Source organism: Streptomyces hypolithicus (assembly GCF_052934925.1).
In genome coordinates this window covers 3,389,129-3,408,304 of the sequence record NZ_CM128811.1, presented here as the reverse complement: position 1 = coordinate 3,408,304, position 19,176 = coordinate 3,389,129, and the positions used below count along the sequence as shown (strand labels likewise).

Sequence of the window (19,176 nt, the reverse complement as noted above, 5' to 3'; positions counted from 1 at the left end):
CCGGCGGCACCCTCCGGGGCGCCCACCCGCTCAGCGGCGTCGTACGCCCGCTTCCTGGGCGTACTCACCGAGGACGATGACGCTGACCGCGGCGCGCACGAACACCTTGACGGCGCGCACGGCCGCGCCGAGCGGGTGGCCGTGATGGGTGGTGCCCATGGCGGTGGCGCCGTGGGCGGAGTTGCCGGAGGGATTTGTGGGGCCTGGGGGACCCGGGGGGCCTGGGGGACCCGGGGGGCCTGGGGTGAAGGTGGCTGCACTCATACCTCCATGATGGATTCCGGACATTGGGCGCACATCGGGCGCTGGTCTGAACTCCCGCCGCAGCCGTGTCCCTCTGCGGTCGGACCCCGACCCTGAGTACCGCGTACCGCGTACCGCGTACCGCGTACGGGCCGGGGTGGCGAGACACGCAGCGAGGCGGCCAGGAAAACCATTGGTCCCGGCCTGCCCACCGCGGCTAGAATCCCCGCTTCCCCCGCCTCCCCAGTGGAGCGCCACCGCCCGGACGGAAACCGGCCGGTCCACGCCGCGACCTCCGGAGGCACCACCATGCCCGCGCCCGCCCCCGCCGAACCCCTCGCCGCCGACCCACTGGGCCGCGAGCGCGCCCACCTCGCGGCGTCCCGCGCCGCGCTGCGCGCCATGCGCGAGGACGCCGAGGCGCTCGACATCCGCGATGTCACCGCGAACTGGGTGAACGCCGTCGTCCTCGGCGCCCAGATCGAGGAGCGCGTCAAGTCCCTCGCCGATCTCTCCCACACGCCTCTCTTCTTCGGCCGCCTCGACTACCTGCACGCGGTCGGCGCGGACCGGGCCGAGGGCGCGGAGGGCGAGCTGTTCTACATCGGCCGCCGCCACGTACACAACGCCGAGGGCGACCCCATGGTCATCGACTGGCGCGCCCCCGTCTCCCAGCCCTTCTACCGGGCGTCCAAGAAGGACCCGCTGGACGTGGGACTGCGGCGCCGCTTCGGTTACACGGGCGGCGAGCTCACGGCGTACGAGGACGAACACCTCTCCGACCCCACCGAGGCCACCCGCACCAGCAAGCTGCTCCAGCGGGAGATCGAGCGCCCCCGCGTGGGCCCGATGCGCGACATCGTGGCGACGATCCAGCCCGAGCAGGACGAGATCGTACGGTCCGGCCTGTCCGGCAGCGTGTGCGTGCAGGGCGGCCCCGGCACCGGGAAGACGGCGGTGGGCCTGCACCGGGTCGCGTACCTCCTCTACGCCCACCGGGACCGGCTCGCCCGCACCGGCACGCTCGTCATCGGCCCGAACAAGTCCTTCCTGCACTACATCGAGCAGGTGCTGCCCGCCCTGGGCGAGCTGGAGGTCAGGCAGGCCACCGTCGACGACCTGGTGGCCCCGCGCGGCGAGGTGCGTGGCGCGGACGAGGCGGACACCGCGGTGATCAAGGGCGACGCGCGGATGGCGGAGGTGCTGCGCCGCGCCCTGCGCTCGCACGTCACCGCGATCCCGACCGAACCGGTCGTCGTGGTCCGCGGGGCACGCAGGTGGCGCATCCCGGCGTACGAACTGGAGCAGATCGTCGGCGAGTTGCTCGCCCGCGACATCCGGTACGGCGCTGCGCACGACGCGCTGCCGCAGCGGATCGCCCATGCGGTGCTGGTGCGCATGGAGGAGGCGGGCGAGGCGCCGGACGACCGGGTGCAGGACGCGGTGGCCCGTAACCCGGCGGTGAAGGCGGCCGTCAAGGCGCTGTGGCCGGCGGTGGACCCGGCAAAGCTGGTGCTGCGGCTGCTGTCCGACACGGAGCTCCTGGCAGAGCACGCGGAGGGGGTCCTGACGGCGGAGGAGCAGAAGCGGATCCTGTGGGCGAAGCCGGCCAGGTCGGTGCGGGCGGCGAAGTGGTCGGCGGCGGACGTGGTGCTGCTGGACGAGGCGGCGGACCTGATCTCCCGTACGCACTCGCTCGGACACGTCGTGCTCGACGAGGCGCAGGACCTGTCGCCGATGCAGTACCGGGCGGTGGGCCGGCGCTGCTCGACGGGCTCGGCGACGGTACTGGGCGACCTGGCGCAGGGCACGACACCGTGGGCGACGACCAGCTGGGCGGAGGCGCTGCGGCACCTGGGGAAGCCGGACGCGGCGGTCGAGGAGTTGACGGCGGGCTTCCGCGTGCCGCGCGAGGTGATCGCCTACGCGTCCCGCCTGCTGCCCCACATGTCGCCGGGCCTGGCCCCCGTCTCGTCCGTCCGCGAGAGCCCCGGTTCGCTCGCGGTACGCGCGGTGGATACGGCGGCGGAGCTCCCCGACGCGGTGGTCGCGGCGTGCGAGGAGGCGTTGCGGCACGAGGGCTCGACGGGCCTGATCGCGGCCGACGCTCGCATCCCCGACCTGGCGGGGGCACTCGCCGCGGCGGGCCACGCGTACCTCTCCCCCGGCGAGGAGACGACGGCCGAGTCCCGCCTGACGCTGGTGCCGGCGTCGCTGGCGAAGGGCCTGGAGTACGACTACGTGGTGCTGGACGAGCCGGGAGCGGTGGTCTTGGGCGAACCGGACGAACGCACTGGGCTGCGCCGGCTGTACGTCGCCCTGACCCGAGCCGTCTCAGGCCTCACCATCGTCCACACCACTCCACTCCCGGCCCCGCTGGCCTAGGGGGTGTGGCGGCTAGCGGCGGCCCGGCGGGCGCTGCCGCGTGCAGGGCTCCGCTCAGGCCCATCGAGCCGTCGAGCGGGGCTCTCCCGTCCGGGGCCGGGGTACGGCATCGCAGCCGCAGCCCGCCCCGCTACGCGTCCACCGCCAGTCGCCACTCCCGCACCGCCTCCACCGAAACCCCCTCCGCCCAGCCGCCCGGCCTGGCCGCCCCGCCGATGTGAAACGCGTCGATCCCCGCCGCCCGCAGCCCCGCCACATGATCGAGCCGCAGCCCGCCCCCCACCAGGATGCGCGGCCGGTACCCCGGCTCGCCCCGCCCCGTGGCCGCCGCCTCCGCCCGTAGTACCGGCAGGCCCGCGTCCACGCCCTCCGCCGCGCCGGCGGTCAGGTAGGTGTCCAGGCCGGGCAGCTCCGCGAGATGCATACGCAGCTCCTCACGGTCCTTCGCCCGGTCGATCGCCCGGTGGAACGTCCAGCCGCATCCGTTCAGCTCGGCCACCACCCGCTCGACCGCCACCAGATCGGGGTTGCCGTCCGCGTCGAGGAAGCCCAGCACGAACTCCTCCGCCCCCTCGGCCCGCATCCCCCGAGCCACCTCCACCAGGGCCTCGATGTCACCCGCCAGGAACCCGCCGGCCAGCCGCAGCATCACGCGCAGCGGAATGTCCACCGCCGCGCGGATCCGGCCGAAGGTCTCGCGGGACGGCGTGAGCCCGTCCGCCGCCATGTCGGTGACCACCTCCAGCCGGTCCGCCCCTCCGGACTGGGCGGCGACCGCGTCCTGCGCGTCGAGGGCGATCACCTCCAGGACTGCACGCTTACTCATGGGGCCCCATTCCTTCACGACGGCCGGATGACTGAAAGGCTGCAAGGGAGAAGAACCGCTACAGGTCTAGTCCAATAGACACCCTACGGGTCGCAGCCCCGTCACCGCAGCAACACGGCCCGCCAACCCCGCCTCGCCCCCGGCGGAGTTCGCCGCAGCCACGCCCCGGCCGCCACCGCCAGCGCCGCCCCCGCCACCGGCGCCAGCAGATACGCCCACAGCATGTCGGTACGTCCCGACACCAGCGCCGGACCGAATTGCCTGGCCGGGTTGGCCGCTCCGCCCGACAGCGGCCCCAGGAAGATGATCGCGGCGGCCACGCAGCCGCCCGTCAGCGCAGGCAGCGCGGCGGACAGACGCGGTCTGGCCACCGCCGCCACGGTCAGCAGCGTCATCACCGCCACCGCCCCGCCCTCCGCGGTGAAGACCTCCGCCGCGCTCCAGCCCGCCGCCGGGCCGACGGCCGCGCTCCGTACCTCTTCGGCAGCCTCACCCCACGCCAACCGGCCGAGCGCGGCGCCGGTCGCCGAACCGGCGAGCTGCGCCACCACGAACGGCGCGACCGCGCGCCCCGGGAACACCCGCAGCAGCCACAGACCCACCGTGACGGCGGGGCTCAGGTGCCCGGCGGTGTTGTGTCGCATGGACGGGCCCATCACGGCCGCGACGATCGCGCCGAACACCAGCCCGGTCGCCACCAGTTCGGTGCGCGGACCCGGCAACAGGGGCGCCACCGGCGAGTCCGCGGCGAACAGCCACCGGACGGTCGTGACCACCGTGAACAAGAAGCCCGTGGTCAGCAGGAATTCATACCCAGCGGTACGCAGATACGAGTACGGCACGTCGTTCTCAACTCTCCGGAGAATCGCCGCGCCGACAGGAGTTAAGCGGATGGCCCGCCGATGAACAAGAGCGGGGTGGCCCATGCGCGTGCGTCGGCACAATGAGGGGCATGAACGCCACGGCCGCCACCCCCGCCGACCAGCACCCCGCCCACGACGACCTGCTCCGCCGCTGGCTGGACACGGTCCCCGCCGCGGGCGACCAGGGGGCCGACCCCCGCCCGTACGCCGAGAACCTCCTCGCCCGCTGGGCCGAGCCGCAGCGCCGCTACCACACCACCGACCACCTGCTCGCGGTCCTCACCCACCTCGACACCCTCGCGCCGCACGCCGCCGATCCCGGCCTCGTACGCCTCGCCGCGTGGTTCCACGACGCCGTCTACCGGCCCGACCGCTCCGAGAACGAGGAGCGCAGCGCCGCCCTCGCCGAGCGCGCCCTGCCCGAGCTGGGCCTGACCGAGCCCGCCACGGCCGAGGTCGCCCGCCTGGTCCGCCTCACCACCACCCACGCCCCGGCCCCCGGCGACACGAACGGCGAGGCCCTGTGCGACTCCGACCTCGCCGTCCTGGCGTCGTCGCCGCCCCGTTACGCCGCCTACGCGGCAGCGGTCCGCGAGGAGTACGCCTTCGTACCCGAGGAGGCTTTCCGCGAGGGCCGCGCCACCGTCCTGCGCGGGCTGCTGGCGCTGCCCGCCCTCTTCCGTACGCCGCACGGCCGCACCCACTGGGAGGCGCGGGCCCGCCAGAACCTCACCACCGAGCTGGAGCTGCTGGCCGCCGGGGCGGGCACGTAGGCGGCGCGGCGCGGCGGGAATGCAAGCGGCATCGGTGGTGTTCTGACCCGTCATGCCCGCCTCTGCTGATTCCTCCGACCGCAGCACCAGCCGTCCCGCCCGCACCCGCCGCACCCGCATGCCGCTCGCCGTGTACATCCTCGGCATGGCGGTCTTCGCACTCGGCACCAGCGAGTTCATGCTCTCCGGGCTGCTGCCGCCGATCGCCGACGACATGGGCGTCTCGATCCCGCAGGCCGGGCTCCTGATATCCGCGTTCGCCATCGGCATGGTCGTGGGCGCGCCCCTGCTGGCCGTGGCGACCCTGCGCCTTCCACGACGCACGACCCTGATCACCCTCATCACGGTCTTCGGCCTCGGCCAGGTCGCCGGTGCGCTGGCTCCCACGTACGAACTGCTCTTCGCCTCGCGCGTGGTGAGCGCGCTGGCGTGCGCCGGGTTCTGGGCGGTGGGGGCCGCGGTCGCCATCGCGATGGTGCCGGTGAACGCGCGGGCGCGGGCGATGGCCGTCATGATCGGCGGCCTCAGCATCGCGAACGTGCTGGGCGTACCCGCCGGGGCGTTTCTCGGCGAGCACTTCGGGTGGCGGTCGGCGTTCTGGGCGGTGGGCGCGGCCTCGGCCGTGGCCCTGGTGGGCGTGATGACCCTCATCCCGCGCATCCCGCTGCCCCAGCAGAAGCCGCAGCTGAGGCACGAACTGGCGATCTACCGCGACCGCCAGGTCTGGCTGGCGGTCACGATCACGGCGCTCGCGGCGGGCGGCGTCTTCTGCGCGTTCAGCTACCTCGCGCCGCTGCTCACCGAGGTGGCGGGGCTGGACGCGGGCTGGGTGCCGACGGTGCTTGGCCTGTTCGGGATCGGCGCGCTGGTCGGTACGACCGTGGGCGGCCGGGTCGCCGACGCGCACCTCTTCGGCGTACTGATCAGCGGCATCGCGGCCTCGACGGTCTTCCTGGTGGCGCTGGCCCTCTTCGCGTCGAGCGCGGTGGTCGCGGTGGCGCTGGCATTCCTGCTGGGCCTGTCGGCGTTCTATACGGCGCCCGCCCTCAACGCCCGCATGTTCAACGTCGCCGGCGCGGCCCCGACCCTGGCGGGAGCGACCACGACGGCCGCGTTCAACCTCGGCAACACGGGCGGCCCCTGGCTCGGCGGCACGGTGATCGACGCGGACTTCGGCTTCGCGTCGACGGCGTGGGCGGGCGCGGCGATGACTCTGCTGGCCCTGGCAGCGGTGGGCCTCGCCCTGCGCCTCCAGCGCGGCGGTGGATCACGTCTGGTGGCGGCGTCGCCGACAAGCGCGCCGGACCGCGCACCAGCCCAATCCGGCCCGCCGTCTTCCAGCCCGTCCGGCGTTTGAGGACCGGGGTCCGGGTCGGAGCCACGGCCTGGAACCCACCGCCCACTACTCCGGCGCCGGCCGCCCCTTCGGCCGCCTCAGCCCCGCATCCGTGAGCCGGCGTACGAGCTCCTTCGACCCCACCTCCACCGCCCCCGCCCGAACCGCGTCCGCGTACCGCACCTCGGGCACGTCGTAGTGGTCCCGTTCGAACGCCCGCGCCGGGCAGCCGATCGCGGCGGCGAAGGCGTGCAGTTCCTCGTACGAGACGTCGCTCACCAGGTGCGACCACATCCGCCCGTGCCCCGGCCACGTCGGCGGGTCGATGTACACCGTCACGCCAGCGCACCGACCGGCGCCACGACCACCGTCGCCTTCGCGCACACCCAGTGCGGATCCGCCCCCAGCTCCGGCTCGACCTCCAGCGCGTGCGGTTCCTCGTCCGAGCAGACCGGGCACAGCGGCCAGCGCCCGTGCCGATCCAGGAGCGCGTCCTGCACGTCCTGGGCGACCAGCCCCGTCACGTACGCCACGCCTTCGGGCCACTGCTCCGCCCACCACCGCCGGTGCGCCACCGCGTCCTCCACCAGCGACACGATGCCCGCGTCGGCGACGTGACGGGCGGCGAGATCGGCCATGACCCGGGCGCGGGCCGCGTGCAGTGCCTGTTCCAGGGGAAGGGGTGTGGCATCCATACGGCCATTGTCCCGCGCCGCGCCCTCTTCGTCCCGAGCCCTCCCCCTACCCCAGCTCGGACCGGCCGACACACGCGTCGGCGTACACCAAGGGGGGGTTGACGCCCAGGGTCCCACGAAAATATCTTTCAGTGGTGACCAATAACGTGAAGGAAATTTTCAGAGGACCGGGCGCCGCCCCACCGGCCCCGCCCGCCCCCGCCGCCCTGGCGGCCAAAGTGCGCACCCTCGCGCCCTCCATGACCCGCTCAATGCAGCGCGTCGCGGAGGCCGTCGCCGCCGACCCCGCAGGCTGCGCCGCCCTCACGGTCACCGGCCTCGCCGAACTCACCGGCACCAGCGAAGCCACCGTGGTCCGCACCGCCCGCCTACTCGGCTACCCCGGCTACCGCGACCTGCGCCTCGCGCTCGCCGGTCTCGCCGCCCAGCAGCAGTCCGGCCGGGCGCCCGCGGTGACCGCCGACATCGCGGTCGACGACCCGATAGCGGACGTCGTCACCAAGCTGGCGTACGACGAGCAGCAGACCCTCGCCGACACCGCCGCCGGCCTCGACACCGTCCAGCTCGGCGCCGCCGTGGCGGCCCTCGCGCATGCCCGCCGCATCGACATCTACGGCGTCGGCGCGTCGTCCCTCGTCGGCATGGACCTGGAGCAGAAGCTGCTGCGCATCGGCCTGATCGCGCATGCCCACACCGACCCGCACCTCGCCGTCACCAACGCCGTGCAGCTGCGCTCCGGCGATGTGGCGATAGCCATCACGCACTCCGGGTCCACCGGTGACGTCATCGAACCGCTGCGGGTCGCCTTCGACCGCGGGGCCACCACGGTCGCGATCACGGGACGCCCGGACGGACCCGTGTCGCAGTACGCCGACCACATCCTGACGACGTCGACGGCCCGCGAGAGCGAGCTGCGCCCAGCGGCCATGTCCAGTCGCACCAGCCAACTACTGGTCGTGGACTGCCTGTTCATAGGCGTGGCCCAGCGTACGTACGAGACGGCCGCACCCGCGCTCGCCGCATCGTACGAGGCCCTGGCCCACCGGCACACGCCCCGCAGCAGAAACAACAACCGTTAGCAGAGAAAGAGCCGCACATTTCATGACCTCCACCAGCACGAACACGAACCCGGGCACGGACGACGCCTCCGCATCCCCTTCCAGCCCCGCCCCCACCTCCACCCCCGCCTATGGCGAACTGCGCGCCGAGCTGGCCACGCTCACCACCGAGGCGTTCCGCCCGGAGCTCGCCGAGATCGACCGGCTCCCGACGGCCGAGATCGCCCGCATCATGAACGGCGAGGACCGCACCGTCCCCGACGCGGTCGCCGCGCGGCTCCCCGAGATCTCGGCCGCGATCGACGCGGCCGCCGAGCGGATGGCACGCGGCGGACGCCTGATCTACGCGGGCGCGGGCACGGCGGGGCGGCTCGGCGTGCTGGACGCGAGCGAGTGCCCGCCGACCTTCAACACCGACCCTTCCGAGGTCGTCGGCCTGATCGCGGGGGGCCCGTCCGCGATGGTCAAGGCGGTGGAAGGCGCGGAGGACTCCAAGGAGTTGGCGGCCACGGACGTGGACTTGCTCGGTGTCACCGAGAACGACACGGTCATCGGCATCTCGGCCTCCGGCCGCACCCCGTACGCGATCGGCGCCGTCGAGCACGCCCGTACCCGCGGGGCGCTCACCATCGGCCTGTCCTGCAACGCGGACAGCCCACTGGCGGGCGCCGCCGAGCACGGCCTGGAGGTCGTGGTCGGCCCCGAACTCCTCACCGGCTCGACGCGCTTGAAGGCGGGCACGGCCCAGAAGCTCGTCCTCAACATGATCTCGACGATCGCGATGATCCGGCTGGGCAAGACGTACGGAAACCTGATGGTGGACGTCCGCGCCTCCAACGAGAAGCTGCGGGCCCGCTCGCGCCGCATCGTGGCCCTGGCGACGGGCGCCGGGGACGCCGAGATCGAGGCGGCTCTCACCGCAACGGACGGCGAGGTCAAGAACGCCATCCTGGTCATCCTGGCCGACGTGGACGCCCCCACGGCAGCCACCCGCCTGGCAACCGCCACCGGCCACCTCCGCCAGGCCCTGACAACACCTCCCACCATCCCCTGACCCACCCCCAGCCCGTCCGGCGTGGTGAGGACCCTCCCAGCCCGTCCGGCGTGGTAAGGACCTTCCCAGCCCGTCCGGCGTTTGAGGACACCCTCCAGCCCGTCCGGCGTTTGAGGACACCCTCCAGCCCGTCCGGCGTTTGAGGACCGGGGTCCGGGGCGGAGCCCCCGGTTCCCCCAACACACCCGCACCGCACAGCAAGGCACCAACCCCCCATGACAGAGAACAAGAACCGCGCCACCGCCGCAGCGATCCTCCCCCTGGTAGGCGGCGCAGCGAACGTCGCGTCCATCGCCCACTGCATGACCCGCCTCCGCCTGGCCCTGCGCGACCGCACGCTCGTCCAGGACGAAGCCCTGAAGGCGCTCCCCGCCGTCATGGGCGTGGTCGAGGACGACACGTACCAGATCGTGCTCGGCCCCGGAACCGTCGCCCGCGTCACCCCCGAGTTCGAGGCCCTGGTCGAGGCCCTGGTCGAGGAGGAGCGCGCGGCCGCACCCGCGCGCGAACCCGCGCCCACCCTCACGCCCGCCGCCGACGGACTGGCCGCCCAAGGCGCAGCGATCAAGGCCCAGCAGAGGGCGAAGAACGCCACCCCCTTCAAGCTCTTCCTCCGGAAGATCGCGAACATCTTCGTCCCCCTGATCCCCGCCCTCATCGGCTGCGGCATCATCTTTGGCCTCAACGGCCTGATGATCAACCTCGGCTGGCTGCCCGCAGTAACCCCCGCCCTGGCCGCCATCGCCTCCGGCTTCATGGCGCTGATCGCCGTCTTCGTCGGCTTCAACACGGCGAAGGAGTTCGGCGGTACGCCGATCCTGGGCGGCGCGGTCGCCGCGATCATCGTCTTCCCGGGGGTCGCGAACATCGACGCGTTCGGCCAGTCCCTCGCCCCCGGCCAGGGCGGCGTGCTCGGCGCCCTCGGCGCGGCAGTCCTCGCCTCGTACGTCGAGAAGTGGTGCCGCAGATGGGTCCCCGAAGCCCTGGATGTCCTCGTGACCCCCACCCTCACGGTCCTCGTCTCCGGCCTGGTCACCATCTTCGGCCTGATGTTCGTGGCCGGTGAGATCTCCTCCGCCATCGGCGACTTCGCGAACTGGCTGCTGGCCACCGGCGGGGCGTTCGCGGGCTTCGTACTCGGCGGGCTGTTCCTGCCCCTGGTCATGCTCGGCCTGCACCAGGCCCTGATCCCGATCCACACCACGCTCATCGAGCAGCAGGGCTTCACCGTCCTGCTCCCTGTCCTGGCCATGGCAGGCGCGGGCCAGGTCGGCGCGGCGGCGGCCGTCTACTTCCGCCTCCCCCGCAACACCTCGATCCGCCGCACCATCAAATCCGCACTCCCCGCCGGTTTCCTGGGCGTGGGCGAGCCCCTCATCTACGGCGTCTCGCTCCCGCTGGGCCGCCCGTTCATCACCGCGTGCGTCGGTGGCGCGTTCGGCGGCGGCTTCGTCGGCCTGCTCAACCAGCTCGGCGACTCGGTCGGCTCCACGGCCATCGGCCCGTCCGGCTGGGCGCTGTTCCCCCTGGTCGACGGCAACAAGGGCCTCGGCACGACCATCGCGATCTACGCGGCAGGCCTGCTCATCGGTTACGTCGCGGGCTTCCTCGCCACCTACTTCTTCGGCTTCAGCAAGCAGATGCTCACCGACCTCAACACCGACCCCGCCGCCGAAACGCTCTCACCCCCGACCCACACCACCGCCCCCGGCGCCCCCACCCCGGGCAATCCGCAAAAAGAACCCGCGGCGCTCTGACACAGCCACCCGACGGCACGAGCAGCCGTGCCGGCCCGGCAACACCGAGCGTCTGGTAGACCTCCAGCTCCTCGGGCAGGTTCTTGTACAACCCGCGCTGCACCTTCGCCGCGATGCCGTTGTGGTGAGCTCGCACGGCTGGGCAGGACAACCGCAGATCGGCAGATCTGCGGCGTTGCCTCGCTCTCCTCACCGTCCCACGATCGGGTGACGCACGCACCGAACTGGCCCCGCCCGCGGCCCCTTAATCTTCCTTCGGCCGCCGCCACTGGTGCGCCCGCCGGCCCCCCGCCGCCTCCGTCACCGTCTCGGCGATACGCGCGGCCCGTGTCTGCGGCTTCTCCGCGTTGCCGATCCACTCCAGGATGGCGCGCCTGACCGAGCGCGGAAAGCCGTCCCACTGCGCTCGCGCCATGCCGTCCGCGTCCAGCGCCTTCGCCAGGTCGTCCGGTTCGGTGAGCTGCTCGACCTGGTCCAGGGCCGTCCACCGGCCGCTCACCTTGGCGATCTCCACCGCCGCGAGGCCACCCGGCTGCATCAGTCCCGCCGCTTCGAGCCGTTCGACACGCTCCTTGTTCAGGCGCGACCAGGCGCTGGCCGGCTTCCGGGGCGCCATGTACAGCATCGACCGGTGGTCATCGAGGCTGCGCTGCACGCTGTCGATCCAGCCGAAGCAGAGCGCCTCTTCCACGATCTCTTCGTACGTGAGCGTGCGCGCGAGGCCCTTGTCGAAGACGAGCCAGATGCTGCCCGAGGCCGCGGCGTTCGTCATGAGCCACTGGCGCCACGCGGGGCGGTCCTTGACATAGACCTGCTCGGTGTCAGGACCAGGCATGGCCGGGCTCGTAACGGCCGAAGCTCCACTCGTAGCCCTCCGGATCGAGCACCCGCGCCCGGCGCGACCCCCACGCGGTGGATTCGGGCGGGAACACGCCGGTGCCGCCGGCCGCGATGGCCCGGTCGTAGAACCCGCCCACGGCATCGACCCGGATGTACAGCCCATGCCCCACGGACCGCTCCTTGAGCACGGCGGTCGAGTACTCCTCGTCCTGGCTGGCCAGCATGACCACCACGTCCCCGAGGCGCAGCTCCGCGTGGGCCACCAGGCCTTCGTCGCCGTCCTGGCGCGTGACCGTCTCGAAGCCCAGTGCTGAAAGCCACTCGATCGCGGCGGGCGCGTCCCGGTAGCTCAGATAGGCGAACAGCGCGGGCGGCTTCTCAGGCATGGCATCCGCTCCTCGGGCTTTCGGCTCCTCAGCTCCTGTTCGTACTGCCAACAGCAACGTAAGAGCGCCCCCGGAGCCCGGCAAGTCGAGCGGCGCCCGAGGAGGCCGAGGACGCCCGGCGCACGGCGTCGGGCCCGGCAGAAGTCACTGCCGGGCCCGATACGACATCGCGCGGGGGTATCAGCGCTGTGTCAGTGCTTGAAGATGTCCTTCATCTTTTCCTTCGCCTGGCGCGCGTCGCCCTTGGCCTGCTCGGTCCGGCCCTCGGCTTCCATGGAGTCGTTGCCGACGGTCCGGCCGGTGGTTTCCTTCACCTTGCCCTTGGCCTGCTCGACCTTCGCCTTGCCCTTTTCGTCACTCACAACGCTCACGTCCTGCCGGTGGTCGGAAAAGTGGACACCCTACGTGTGACCGCCACACCCCCTGTCCAAACAGCGCCAATCCATCCGACCTGCGTTTGCGGAGAAGCGCCGCACCGGATCTCTCCGTCGTGCCAGTCACCGGTCGGCCTCAGCCCGCAGGCAGTGGCGACGGCCGCGGATGCCCGGTGCTCGGGGTGGATGTGGGCCACTACGGTCCCCACGCCCCGCTCGCTGAGCCAGGCCACGAGCCACCGCGCCGCTTCGGTGGCGATGCCCCGCCCCTGCCACGGGGTGCCCACCACCCACGAGATCTCGGCGACCGCACCCCCCGTGAGCAGTACGCGTGATCGTCGCTCCACGTAAAGCGACGCCGACGGCGACGGCGACAACTGCCTCGAGTGGCCGACGGTCACCCCGGTCGCCGCGCCGCCGCCGCACCTCAACCCGAGAGGAACCACGCATGACCGTTCAGCCCGTCCGTGCCAGAGGCGGGGCACGATGTAGGGGAGGAGGCGACGCCATGACCCCCAGCAGCACCGACCACGCCCAGATGACCATTGATGAATTCGAACAGATCGCCCGCAATGCCCCCGAGACCGTGAAGCTCGAATTCATCAAGGGAAAGCTAGAGGTCAAGCCCGTGCCGGATCAGCTTCACGGAGCCATCGTGATGTGGCTGCTTCGACAGTGCATGCAGCACCGCCCAGAGCTGGCGTTGTACCCGGAACAGGGTCTGGAGGTGGAGACCTACCGCAAGGGCCGCGCACGTGCGGACGGTGCTCTGGCACCGCTCGACCACTTCGTCGATCAGGAGGGCGAGTGGGCGCGCCCTGACGGCGTACTGATGGCCGTCGAGGTCACCTCCCAAGACTCCGACACCGATCGCCGCGACCGTATCGAGAAGCGCGACGGCTACGCGGCGGCGAGCATCCCCGTCTACCTCCTCATCGACCGCGACGCCGACACACTCACCGTGTACAGCGAGCCGGAGCGCGGGACCTACCAGCAGCGCCTCTCGTATGCGTACGGCGAGTCGGTCAAGCTCCCCGATCCGGTGGGCATCACCCTGGAGACCGGGAAGCTCAAGGACTACGCCCACTGAAACGCCGGAGGGCGGCACCCCTCCTTCCGTGCGGAAAGAGACGTGCCGCCCTCTGGCGTGTACAGCGGTGAAGCGGTGAAGCTGTGGAGCTACTGAGCCGTGGCTCAGAAGTCCATGTCGCCGCCCGGCATGCCGCCGCCCGCGGGGGCACCGGCCTTCTCGGGCTTGTCGGCGATGACGGCCTCCGTGGTGAGGAACAGCGCGGCGATCGACGCGGCGTTCTGCAGCGCGGAGCGCGTGACCTTCGCCGGGTCGAGGATGCCCTCGGCGATCATGTCGACGTACTCGCCGGTCGCGGCGTTCAGGCCGTGACCGATGGGAAGGTTGCGCACCTTCTCGACGACGACGCCACCCTCAAGACCACCGTTGACGGCGATCTGCTTGAGCGGGGCCTCCAGCGCGAGCTTCACGGCGTTGGCGCCGGTCGCCTCGTCGCCCGTCAGGTCCAGCTTCTCGAAGACGGCCGTGGCCTGCAGCAGCGCAACGCCACCACCGGCGACGATGCCCTCCTCGACGGCAGCCTTCGCGTTGCGCACCGCGTCCTCGATGCGGTGCTTGCGCTCCTTGAGCTCGACCTCAGTGGCGGCACCGGCCTTGATGACGGCCACGCCGCCGGCCAGCTTCGCCAGGCGCTCCTGGAGCTTCTCGCGGTCGTAGTCCGAGTCGGAGTTCTCGATCTCGGCACGGATCTGGTTGACGCGACCCTGGACCTGGTCGCTGTCACCGGCGCCGTCGACGATCGTCGTCTCGTCCTTGGTGATGACGACCTTGCGTGCGCGGCCCAGCAGGTCGAGACCCGCGTTCTCCAGCTTGAGGCCGACCTCCTCGGAGATGACGGTGCCACCGGTGAGGATGGCGATGTCGCCGAGCATGGCCTTGCGGCGGTCACCGAAGCCCGGGGCCTTGACGGCGACGGACTTGAAGGTGCCACGGATCTTGTTGACGACGAGCGTGGACAGCGCCTCGCCCTCGACGTCCTCCGCGATGATCAGCAGCGGCTTGCCCGACTGCATGACCTTCTCCAGCAGCGGAAGGAGGTCCTTCACGTTGGAGATCTTGGAGTTGACGATCAGGATGTACGGGTCGTCGAGCGACGACTCCATGCGCTCCATGTCGGTGGCGAAGTACGCCGAGATGTAGCCCTTGTCGAAGCGCATGCCCTCGGTGAGCTCAAGCTCAAGACCGAAGGTCTGCGACTCCTCGACGGTGATGACGCCTTCCTTGCCGACCTTGTCCATCGCCTCGGCGATGAGCTCGCCGATCTGCGTGTCGGCGGCGGAGATGGAGGCGGTCGAAGCGATCTGCTCCTTGGTCTCCACGTCCTTGGCCTGCTCAAGGAGAGCGGCGGAGACGGCCTCGACGGCCTTCTCGATGCCGCGCTTGAGGGCCATCGGGTTGGCGCCGGCGGCGACGTTGCGCAGGCCCTCACGGACCAGGGCCTGGGCGAGGACAGTCGCGGTCGTCGTGCCGTCACCGGCAACGTCGTCGGTCTTCTTCGCGACTTCCTTGACCAGCTCGGCGCCGATCTTCTCGTACGGGTCCTCGAGCTCGATCTCCTTGGCGATGGAAACACCATCGTTGGTGATCGTGGGGGCGCCCCACTTCTTCTCGAGGACGACGTTACGGCCCTTGGGGCCGAGGGTGACCTTGACGGCGTCGGCGAGCTGGTTCATCCCGCGCTCGAGACCGCGCCGTGCCTCCTCGTCGAACGCGATGATCTTGGCCATGTGAAGTGGTCCTCCCGGACTGGGGTGGAATGCGAGGACCGGAGGGCGCCCGCGACGGACGGCCTGCGACGCCGTGTGGTTCCTTGCCCCACCCGGCCTGCGGGCCTCGCCTACCCAGTCCTTCTGTCACTCTCACTGGGAGAGTGCTAATGCCAATGATTAGCACTCGACCCCTTCGAGTGCAAGCGTCCCCAGCGAAGACCACACGCGTGAAGGGCCCGTACCCCGAGAGGTACGAGCCCTTCATGCGTGAGTGCGTCGGTGGCCGATCGCGCCGAGATCAGACGGCGAGCTTGACCATGTCCGCCTGCGGACCCTTCTGGCCCTGCGAGATCTCAAATTCGACTCGCTGACCTTCTTCAAGGGTGCGGTACCCGTCCATCTGGATCGCGCTGTAGTGGACGAAAACATCCGCACCACCGTCGACCGCGATGAAGCCGTACCCCTTCTCCGCGTTGAACCACTTGACGGTGCCCTGAGCCATGCCTAACTCCCCTATTACTGGCCCTTGCACAGGCCCGCACTTCGCGGACCCGGGTCAGACCTCTACACCCCAACCAGCCCTCCAGCAGGAGGGGGTGTGCGCCGGAACGCGTCGACCGCCGCTGAATGTATCTGCCCAACTGCCCTCTGCAACAGGTCAATCGGACGAGAAATCTGGGCAGGGCTGAACACCCGAAGGGGGAGAATGTGGCGGAGTCCGGGGCAAGTCGGGTCGGACAAGGCGCGCAATAGCGGCAATTGACTCTGGTGATTTGGCTGTTTCTTGTCGCGCGGGACCGCATTCTCATATGCGCCGGGCACAAGCAGCGGGAGGGCCTTCCCCGACTCTACCGCGCTCAACCATGCAGAATTGCCCCCTCCGCCTGTGTCACGGAGAGGGCAATCGGCGTTGCTGTGCGTCGTTCGGCGGTGGCTGGCGCGTCGGCCGGGGCGGGGTCAGCCGCCGGCGACGGCCGGGATGATCGAGACGCCCGCGCCGTCCGGCGTGGCGGTCTCCAGGCCCTGCTCGAAGCGCACGTCGTCGTCGTTGACGTACACGTTCACGAAGCGGCGCAGCTTGCCCTGGTCGTCCAGGACGCGGGCCGCGATGCCCGTGTGGTTGTTCTCCAGATCGGCGATGACGTCGGCGAGGGTCTTGCCCTCGGCCGCGACCTCGGCCTTGCCGCCCGTGTACGTACGGAGGATCGTCGGGATACGAACATTGACACTCATGCGAGTCCAGCCTCTCGGAAAGAGTCCAGGTTGGGGCGGATGACGGCGGACTGGCCCGTGGTCGGGGCCACCGCCTCAAGGGTCTTCAGGCCGTCGCCCGTGTTCAGCACGACGGTGGTGAGGGACGGGTCGAGGAGACCGGCGTCGATCAGCTTCTTCGTCACGCCGACGGTCACACCGCCCGCGGTCTCCGCGAAGATGCCCTCGGTCTCGGCCAGCAGCTTGATCGCGTCCACGACCTGCTCGTCGTTGACGTCCTCGACCGCGCCGCCGGTGCGCCGGGCGATGTCCAGGACGTACGGGCCGTCGGCCGGGTTGCCGATCGCGAGCGACTTGGCGATGGTGTTCGGCTTCTGCGGGCGCACGACGTCGTGCCCGGCCTTGAAGGCCGTCGACACCGGGGAGCAGCCTTCGGCCTGGGCGCCGAAGATCTTGTACGGCTTATCCTCGACGAGGCCCAGCGCGATGAGCTCCTTGAGCCCCTTGTCGATCTTCGTGAGCTGCGAGCCGGAGGCGATCGGGATGACCAGCTGGTCCGGCAGCTGCCAGCCGAGCTGCTCGCAGATCTCGTAGGCGAGGGTCTTGGAGCCCTCGCCGTAGTACGGGCGCAGGTTGACGTTGACGAAGCCCCAGCCCTCGCCGAGCGGGTCGCCGATGAGCTCGGAGCAGAAGCGGTTCACGTCGTCGTAGTTGCCCTCGATGCCGACGAGCTCGCCGCCGTACACCGCGGCCATGATGACCTTGCCCTGCTCCAGGTCGTGCGGGATGAACACGCAGGAGCGGAAGCCGGCCCGCGCGGCGGCGGCGCCGACCGCGCCGGCCAAGTTGCCGGTGGAGGAGCAGGAGAGGGTGGTGAATCCGAAGGCGCGGGCGGCCTCGACGGCGATCGCGACGACACGGTCCTTGAAGGAGTGCGTCGGGTTGCCGGAGTCGTCCTTGACGTACAGGCCGCCGGTTACGCCCAGCTCGCGGGCCAGGTTGTCGGCCTTGACGAGCTTGGTGAAGCCGGGGTTCAGGCTGGGCTTGGACGCCACGTCGGCGGGGACGGGCAGCAGGGGCGCGTACCGCCAGATGTTGTCGGGACCGGCCTCGATCTGCTTGCGCAGCGCCTCCGCGTCTCCGAGGGGGAGGTCGTAGGCGACTTCGAGCGGGCCGAAACAGGAAGAACACGCGAAGATCGGGCCGAGTTCGAAACGTTCGCCGCACTCGCGGCAGGAAAGCGCGGTGGCGGGGCCCAGGTCTACGGGCAGGGAATGCGTGGCATTGGCGTTGGCGTCGGTTGCGACAGTCTGCACAGCCATGATGGCGAGGCCCTTTCTCCTCATCTTCCCCACGACGCATTTCGCCGTGAGACGGAATTGGCACCGTCCCCACCGTTACCTCGCGGTCGGCGGAATGGTTGCCGGGACTTCAACGGGCCGTTCCCTCTGTCCCTCTGGATGAGCGCTATGGCACCGGACGACAGACCCGATGCATTTGTTTCGCGCGGCGACCCCGACATGCGGGCGCCCTCCGCGTTGTTCAAGACTGTAACGGAAGGCATGGGCGGTTGAGACAGTCGTCCGCACCGCGAGATGGATCACCTTGAGAGGGGCAAGCGCGTGCTGGAAGAGGTGGAGCGCTGGCTGGACCTGCGGTCCTGGTCGGCGGCCGACCGCACGCCGGACCGGCTGATCGCGGCCAAGGCCGGGCGCGGCGCCACCGTCAGTGTCGTGCTGCCCGCCCTGGACGAGGAGGCGACGGTCGGCGAGATCGTCACCGCGATACGCCGCGACCTGATGGCCGGCGGACCGCTGCCGCTCGTCGACGAACTGGTGGTCGTCGACTCCGGCTCCACGGACCGCACGGCGCGGGTGGCGGCGGCGGCCGGGGCGCGGGTCGTGCACCGCGACGCGATCCTGCCGCGGGTGCCGACCGTGACCGGCAAGGGCGAGGTGCTGTGGCGGTCGCTGCTGGTCACCAGCGGTGACATCGTGTGCTTCATCGACGCGGACCTGAAGGACTTCTCGTCGTCGTTCGTGTCCGGGATCGTCGGGCCGCTGCTGACCGATCCGGATGTGCAGTTCGTGAAGGCGATGTACGACCGGCCGCTCGGCGCGTCGGCCGGCCAGGGGGGCCGGGTGACGGAGCTGGTGGCCCGCCCGCTGCTGAACCTGCACTGGCCGCAGCTCGCCGGGTTCGTGCAGCCGCTGGGCGGCGAGTACGCGGTACGGCGCTCGCTGCTGGAGCGGCTGCCGTTCCCGGTGGGGTACGGGGTGGAGCTGGGGCTGCTCGTCGACGCGCTGCACACCGTGGGGCTGGAGGCGCTGGCGCAGGTCGACGTCGGGGAACGCAGGCACCGTCACCAGGACGGGCAGGCGCTGGGCCGGATGGCCGCGGCGATCTACCGGACCGCCCAACTGCGGCTTTCGCGTGGGCACTTGGTGCGGCCCGCGCTCACCCAGTTCGAACGGGGCGAGCACGGGTTCGTACCGCGCACGCACGCGGTGGACACGGAGGAGCGGCCGCCGATGCGGGAGATCGCGGAGTACGCGGCGCGCCGGGCGGCGTGACG

The 19,176-nt window shown here is 71.0% G+C and carries 20 protein-coding genes, 1 pseudogene and 1 riboswitch; of the genes and pseudogenes, 8 read left to right on the top strand and 13 right to left on the bottom strand.

All coding sequences use genetic code 11. The features are described 5' to 3' along the window. Positions 1–30: 30 nt before the first annotated feature. Positions 31–159 (bottom strand): hypothetical protein, encoded by a 129-nt coding sequence (locus ACU6WZ_RS16200; RefSeq protein WP_447028762.1) that lies wholly within the window; start codon positions 157–159, stop codon positions 31–33. A 393-nt stretch (positions 160–552) separates the two neighbouring features. Between ACU6WZ_RS16200 and ACU6WZ_RS16195 the strand changes: the two genes are divergently transcribed. Further along, entirely contained in the window at positions 553–2,628 is a 2,076-nt protein-coding gene (locus ACU6WZ_RS16195) for a HelD family protein (RefSeq protein WP_447028761.1), read from the top strand. A gap of 130 nt (positions 2,629–2,758) precedes the next feature. On the opposite strand, the gene ACU6WZ_RS16190 is transcribed toward ACU6WZ_RS16195, so the two are convergent. Together ACU6WZ_RS16190 and ACU6WZ_RS16185 are read right to left on the bottom strand one after the other, a co-directional pair. After that, positions 2,759–3,454, bottom strand: a complete 696-nt coding sequence (locus tag ACU6WZ_RS16190) for a copper homeostasis protein CutC (RefSeq protein ID WP_447028760.1) — start codon at positions 3,452–3,454, stop codon at positions 2,759–2,761. A 101-nt stretch (positions 3,455–3,555) separates the two neighbouring features. Further along, positions 3,556–4,296, bottom strand: a complete 741-nt coding sequence (locus ACU6WZ_RS16185; protein WP_447028759.1) for an aquaporin — start codon at positions 4,294–4,296, stop codon at positions 3,556–3,558. 110 nt (positions 4,297–4,406) lie between these two features. Between ACU6WZ_RS16185 and ACU6WZ_RS16180 the strand changes: the two genes are divergently transcribed. Both ACU6WZ_RS16180 and ACU6WZ_RS16175 read left to right on the top strand, forming a co-directional pair. Then, positions 4,407–5,090 (top strand): HD domain-containing protein, encoded by a 684-nt coding sequence (locus ACU6WZ_RS16180; protein WP_447028758.1) that lies wholly within the window; start codon positions 4,407–4,409, stop codon positions 5,088–5,090. A 118-nt stretch (positions 5,091–5,208) separates the two neighbouring features. After that, the gene (locus ACU6WZ_RS16175; protein WP_447034064.1) at positions 5,209–6,447 is read left to right on the top strand and encodes a Cmx/CmrA family chloramphenicol efflux MFS transporter; all 1,239 of its coding nucleotides are present in this window, start codon (positions 5,209–5,211) and stop codon (positions 6,445–6,447) included. A 45-nt stretch (positions 6,448–6,492) separates the two neighbouring features. Here the strand turns inward: ACU6WZ_RS16175 and ACU6WZ_RS16170 are convergent, their stop codons facing one another. Both ACU6WZ_RS16170 and ACU6WZ_RS16165 read right to left on the bottom strand, forming a co-directional pair. Further along, complete coding sequence (locus tag ACU6WZ_RS16170) at positions 6,493–6,765, bottom strand: DUF4031 domain-containing protein (RefSeq protein WP_447028757.1); 273 nt, start codon at positions 6,763–6,765, stop codon at positions 6,493–6,495. Beyond that, positions 6,762–7,121 (bottom strand): DUF8819 family protein, encoded by a 360-nt coding sequence (locus tag ACU6WZ_RS16165; protein ID WP_447028756.1) that lies wholly within the window; start codon positions 7,119–7,121, stop codon positions 6,762–6,764. Before ACU6WZ_RS16165 ends, ACU6WZ_RS16170 begins: the two co-directional genes overlap by 4 nt. 134 nt (positions 7,122–7,255) lie before the next feature. Here ACU6WZ_RS16165 and ACU6WZ_RS16160 point away from each other — a divergent pair, with 134 nt between their 5' ends. From ACU6WZ_RS16160 to ACU6WZ_RS16150, 3 genes are all read left to right on the top strand, one after another. Beyond that, positions 7,256–8,200 (top strand): MurR/RpiR family transcriptional regulator, encoded by a 945-nt coding sequence (locus ACU6WZ_RS16160; RefSeq protein ID WP_447028755.1) that lies wholly within the window; start codon positions 7,256–7,258, stop codon positions 8,198–8,200. A gap of 22 nt (positions 8,201–8,222) precedes the next feature. After that, entirely contained in the window at positions 8,223–9,233 is a 1,011-nt protein-coding gene (murQ, locus tag ACU6WZ_RS16155) for an N-acetylmuramic acid 6-phosphate etherase (protein ID WP_447028754.1), read from the top strand. Positions 9,234–9,448: 215 nt separating this feature from the next. Beyond that, on the top strand, positions 9,449–10,990 hold the full coding sequence (locus ACU6WZ_RS16150; RefSeq protein WP_447028753.1) for a PTS transporter subunit EIIC: 1,542 nt from the start codon (positions 9,449–9,451) through the stop codon (positions 10,988–10,990). A 244-nt stretch (positions 10,991–11,234) separates the two neighbouring features. Here the strand turns inward: ACU6WZ_RS16150 and ACU6WZ_RS16145 are convergent, their stop codons facing one another. From ACU6WZ_RS16145 to ACU6WZ_RS16130, 4 genes and pseudogenes are all read right to left on the bottom strand, one after another. After that, a complete protein-coding gene (locus ACU6WZ_RS16145; protein WP_447028752.1) occupies positions 11,235–11,825 on the bottom strand; it encodes a YdeI/OmpD-associated family protein in 591 nt (196 codons plus the stop codon). Beyond that, positions 11,812–12,216 (bottom strand): VOC family protein, encoded by a 405-nt coding sequence (locus ACU6WZ_RS16140; protein WP_447028751.1) that lies wholly within the window; start codon positions 12,214–12,216, stop codon positions 11,812–11,814. The genes ACU6WZ_RS16145 and ACU6WZ_RS16140 overlap by 14 nt, the downstream gene beginning before the upstream one ends. Positions 12,217–12,407: 191 nt before the next feature. Beyond that, the gene (locus tag ACU6WZ_RS16135; protein WP_447028750.1) at positions 12,408–12,578 is read right to left on the bottom strand and encodes a CsbD family protein; all 171 of its coding nucleotides are present in this window, start codon (positions 12,576–12,578) and stop codon (positions 12,408–12,410) included. A gap of 5 nt (positions 12,579–12,583) precedes the next feature. Then, positions 12,584–12,904: pseudogene (locus tag ACU6WZ_RS16130) on the bottom strand (GNAT family N-acetyltransferase); the annotation flags it as partial. 194 nt (positions 12,905–13,098) lie between these two features. On the opposite strand from ACU6WZ_RS16130, the gene ACU6WZ_RS16125 reads away from it, so the two are divergent. Then, positions 13,099–13,680, top strand: coding sequence for a Uma2 family endonuclease (locus tag ACU6WZ_RS16125; protein WP_447028749.1), 582 nt, complete (start codon positions 13,099–13,101; stop codon positions 13,678–13,680). Positions 13,681–13,784: 104 nt separating this feature from the next. On the opposite strand, the gene groL is transcribed toward ACU6WZ_RS16125, so the two are convergent. From groL to thrC, 4 genes are all read right to left on the bottom strand, one after another. Continuing rightward, positions 13,785–15,407, bottom strand: coding sequence for a chaperonin GroEL (gene groL, locus ACU6WZ_RS16120; RefSeq protein WP_447028748.1), 1,623 nt, complete (start codon positions 15,405–15,407; stop codon positions 13,785–13,787). 280 nt (positions 15,408–15,687) lie between these two features. Then, positions 15,688–15,891 carry a cold-shock protein gene (locus ACU6WZ_RS16115; protein WP_005315736.1) on the bottom strand — a complete coding sequence of 68 codons (204 nt, stop codon included), beginning with the start codon at positions 15,889–15,891 and terminating at the stop codon, positions 15,688–15,690. Positions 15,892–16,346: 455 nt separating this feature from the next. Next, positions 16,347–16,622: a ubiquitin-like small modifier protein 1 gene (locus ACU6WZ_RS16110; RefSeq protein ID WP_447028747.1), complete on the bottom strand. Its 276-nt coding sequence runs from the start codon at positions 16,620–16,622 to the stop codon at positions 16,347–16,349. Beyond that, positions 16,619–17,923, bottom strand: coding sequence for a threonine synthase (thrC, locus tag ACU6WZ_RS16105; protein WP_447028746.1), 1,305 nt, complete (start codon positions 17,921–17,923; stop codon positions 16,619–16,621). The genes ACU6WZ_RS16110 and thrC overlap by 4 nt, the downstream gene beginning before the upstream one ends. Before the next feature lie 17 nt (positions 17,924–17,940). Next, positions 17,941–18,068: riboswitch (SAM riboswitch) on the bottom strand. A gap of 155 nt (positions 18,069–18,223) precedes the next feature. Between thrC and ACU6WZ_RS16100 the strand changes: the two genes are divergently transcribed. Next, on the top strand, positions 18,224–19,174 hold the full coding sequence (locus tag ACU6WZ_RS16100) for a glucosyl-3-phosphoglycerate synthase (RefSeq protein ID WP_447034063.1): 951 nt from the start codon (positions 18,224–18,226) through the stop codon (positions 19,172–19,174). Positions 19,175–19,176: the final 2 nt, after the last annotated feature.

Bases quoted from the DNA above. Each gene is read 5' to 3' on its own strand.
- ACU6WZ_RS16110 (WP_447028747.1), bottom strand. From the start codon at position 16,622: ATGAGTGTCAATGTTCGTATCCCGACGATCCTCCGTACGTACACGGGC.
- ACU6WZ_RS16200 (WP_447028762.1), bottom strand. From the start codon at position 159: ATGGGCACCACCCATCACGGCCACCCGCTCGGCGCGGCCGTGCGCGCC.
- ACU6WZ_RS16125 (WP_447028749.1), top strand. From the start codon at position 13,099: ATGACCCCCAGCAGCACCGACCACGCCCAGATGACCATTGATGAATTC.
- ACU6WZ_RS16140 (WP_447028751.1), bottom strand. From the start codon at position 12,216: ATGCCTGAGAAGCCGCCCGCGCTGTTCGCCTATCTGAGCTACCGGGAC.
- ACU6WZ_RS16180 (WP_447028758.1), top strand. From the start codon at position 4,407: ATGAACGCCACGGCCGCCACCCCCGCCGACCAGCACCCCGCCCACGAC.
- ACU6WZ_RS16115 (WP_005315736.1), bottom strand. From the start codon at position 15,891: ATGGCTCAGGGCACCGTCAAGTGGTTCAACGCGGAGAAGGGGTACGGC.
- ACU6WZ_RS16145 (WP_447028752.1), bottom strand. From the start codon at position 11,825: ATGCCTGGTCCTGACACCGAGCAGGTCTATGTCAAGGACCGCCCCGCG.
- ACU6WZ_RS16190 (WP_447028760.1), bottom strand. From the start codon at position 3,454: ATGAGTAAGCGTGCAGTCCTGGAGGTGATCGCCCTCGACGCGCAGGAC.
- ACU6WZ_RS16165 (WP_447028756.1), bottom strand. From the start codon at position 7,121: ATGGATGCCACACCCCTTCCCCTGGAACAGGCACTGCACGCGGCCCGC.
- ACU6WZ_RS16195 (WP_447028761.1), top strand. From the start codon at position 553: ATGCCCGCGCCCGCCCCCGCCGAACCCCTCGCCGCCGACCCACTGGGC.
- ACU6WZ_RS16175 (WP_447034064.1), top strand. From the start codon at position 5,209: ATGCCGCTCGCCGTGTACATCCTCGGCATGGCGGTCTTCGCACTCGGC.
- murQ (WP_447028754.1), top strand. From the start codon at position 8,223: ATGACCTCCACCAGCACGAACACGAACCCGGGCACGGACGACGCCTCC.
- ACU6WZ_RS16150 (WP_447028753.1), top strand. From the start codon at position 9,449: ATGACAGAGAACAAGAACCGCGCCACCGCCGCAGCGATCCTCCCCCTG.
- groL (WP_447028748.1), bottom strand. From the start codon at position 15,407: ATGGCCAAGATCATCGCGTTCGACGAGGAGGCACGGCGCGGTCTCGAG.
- thrC (WP_447028746.1), bottom strand. From the start codon at position 17,923: ATGGCTGTGCAGACTGTCGCAACCGACGCCAACGCCAATGCCACGCAT.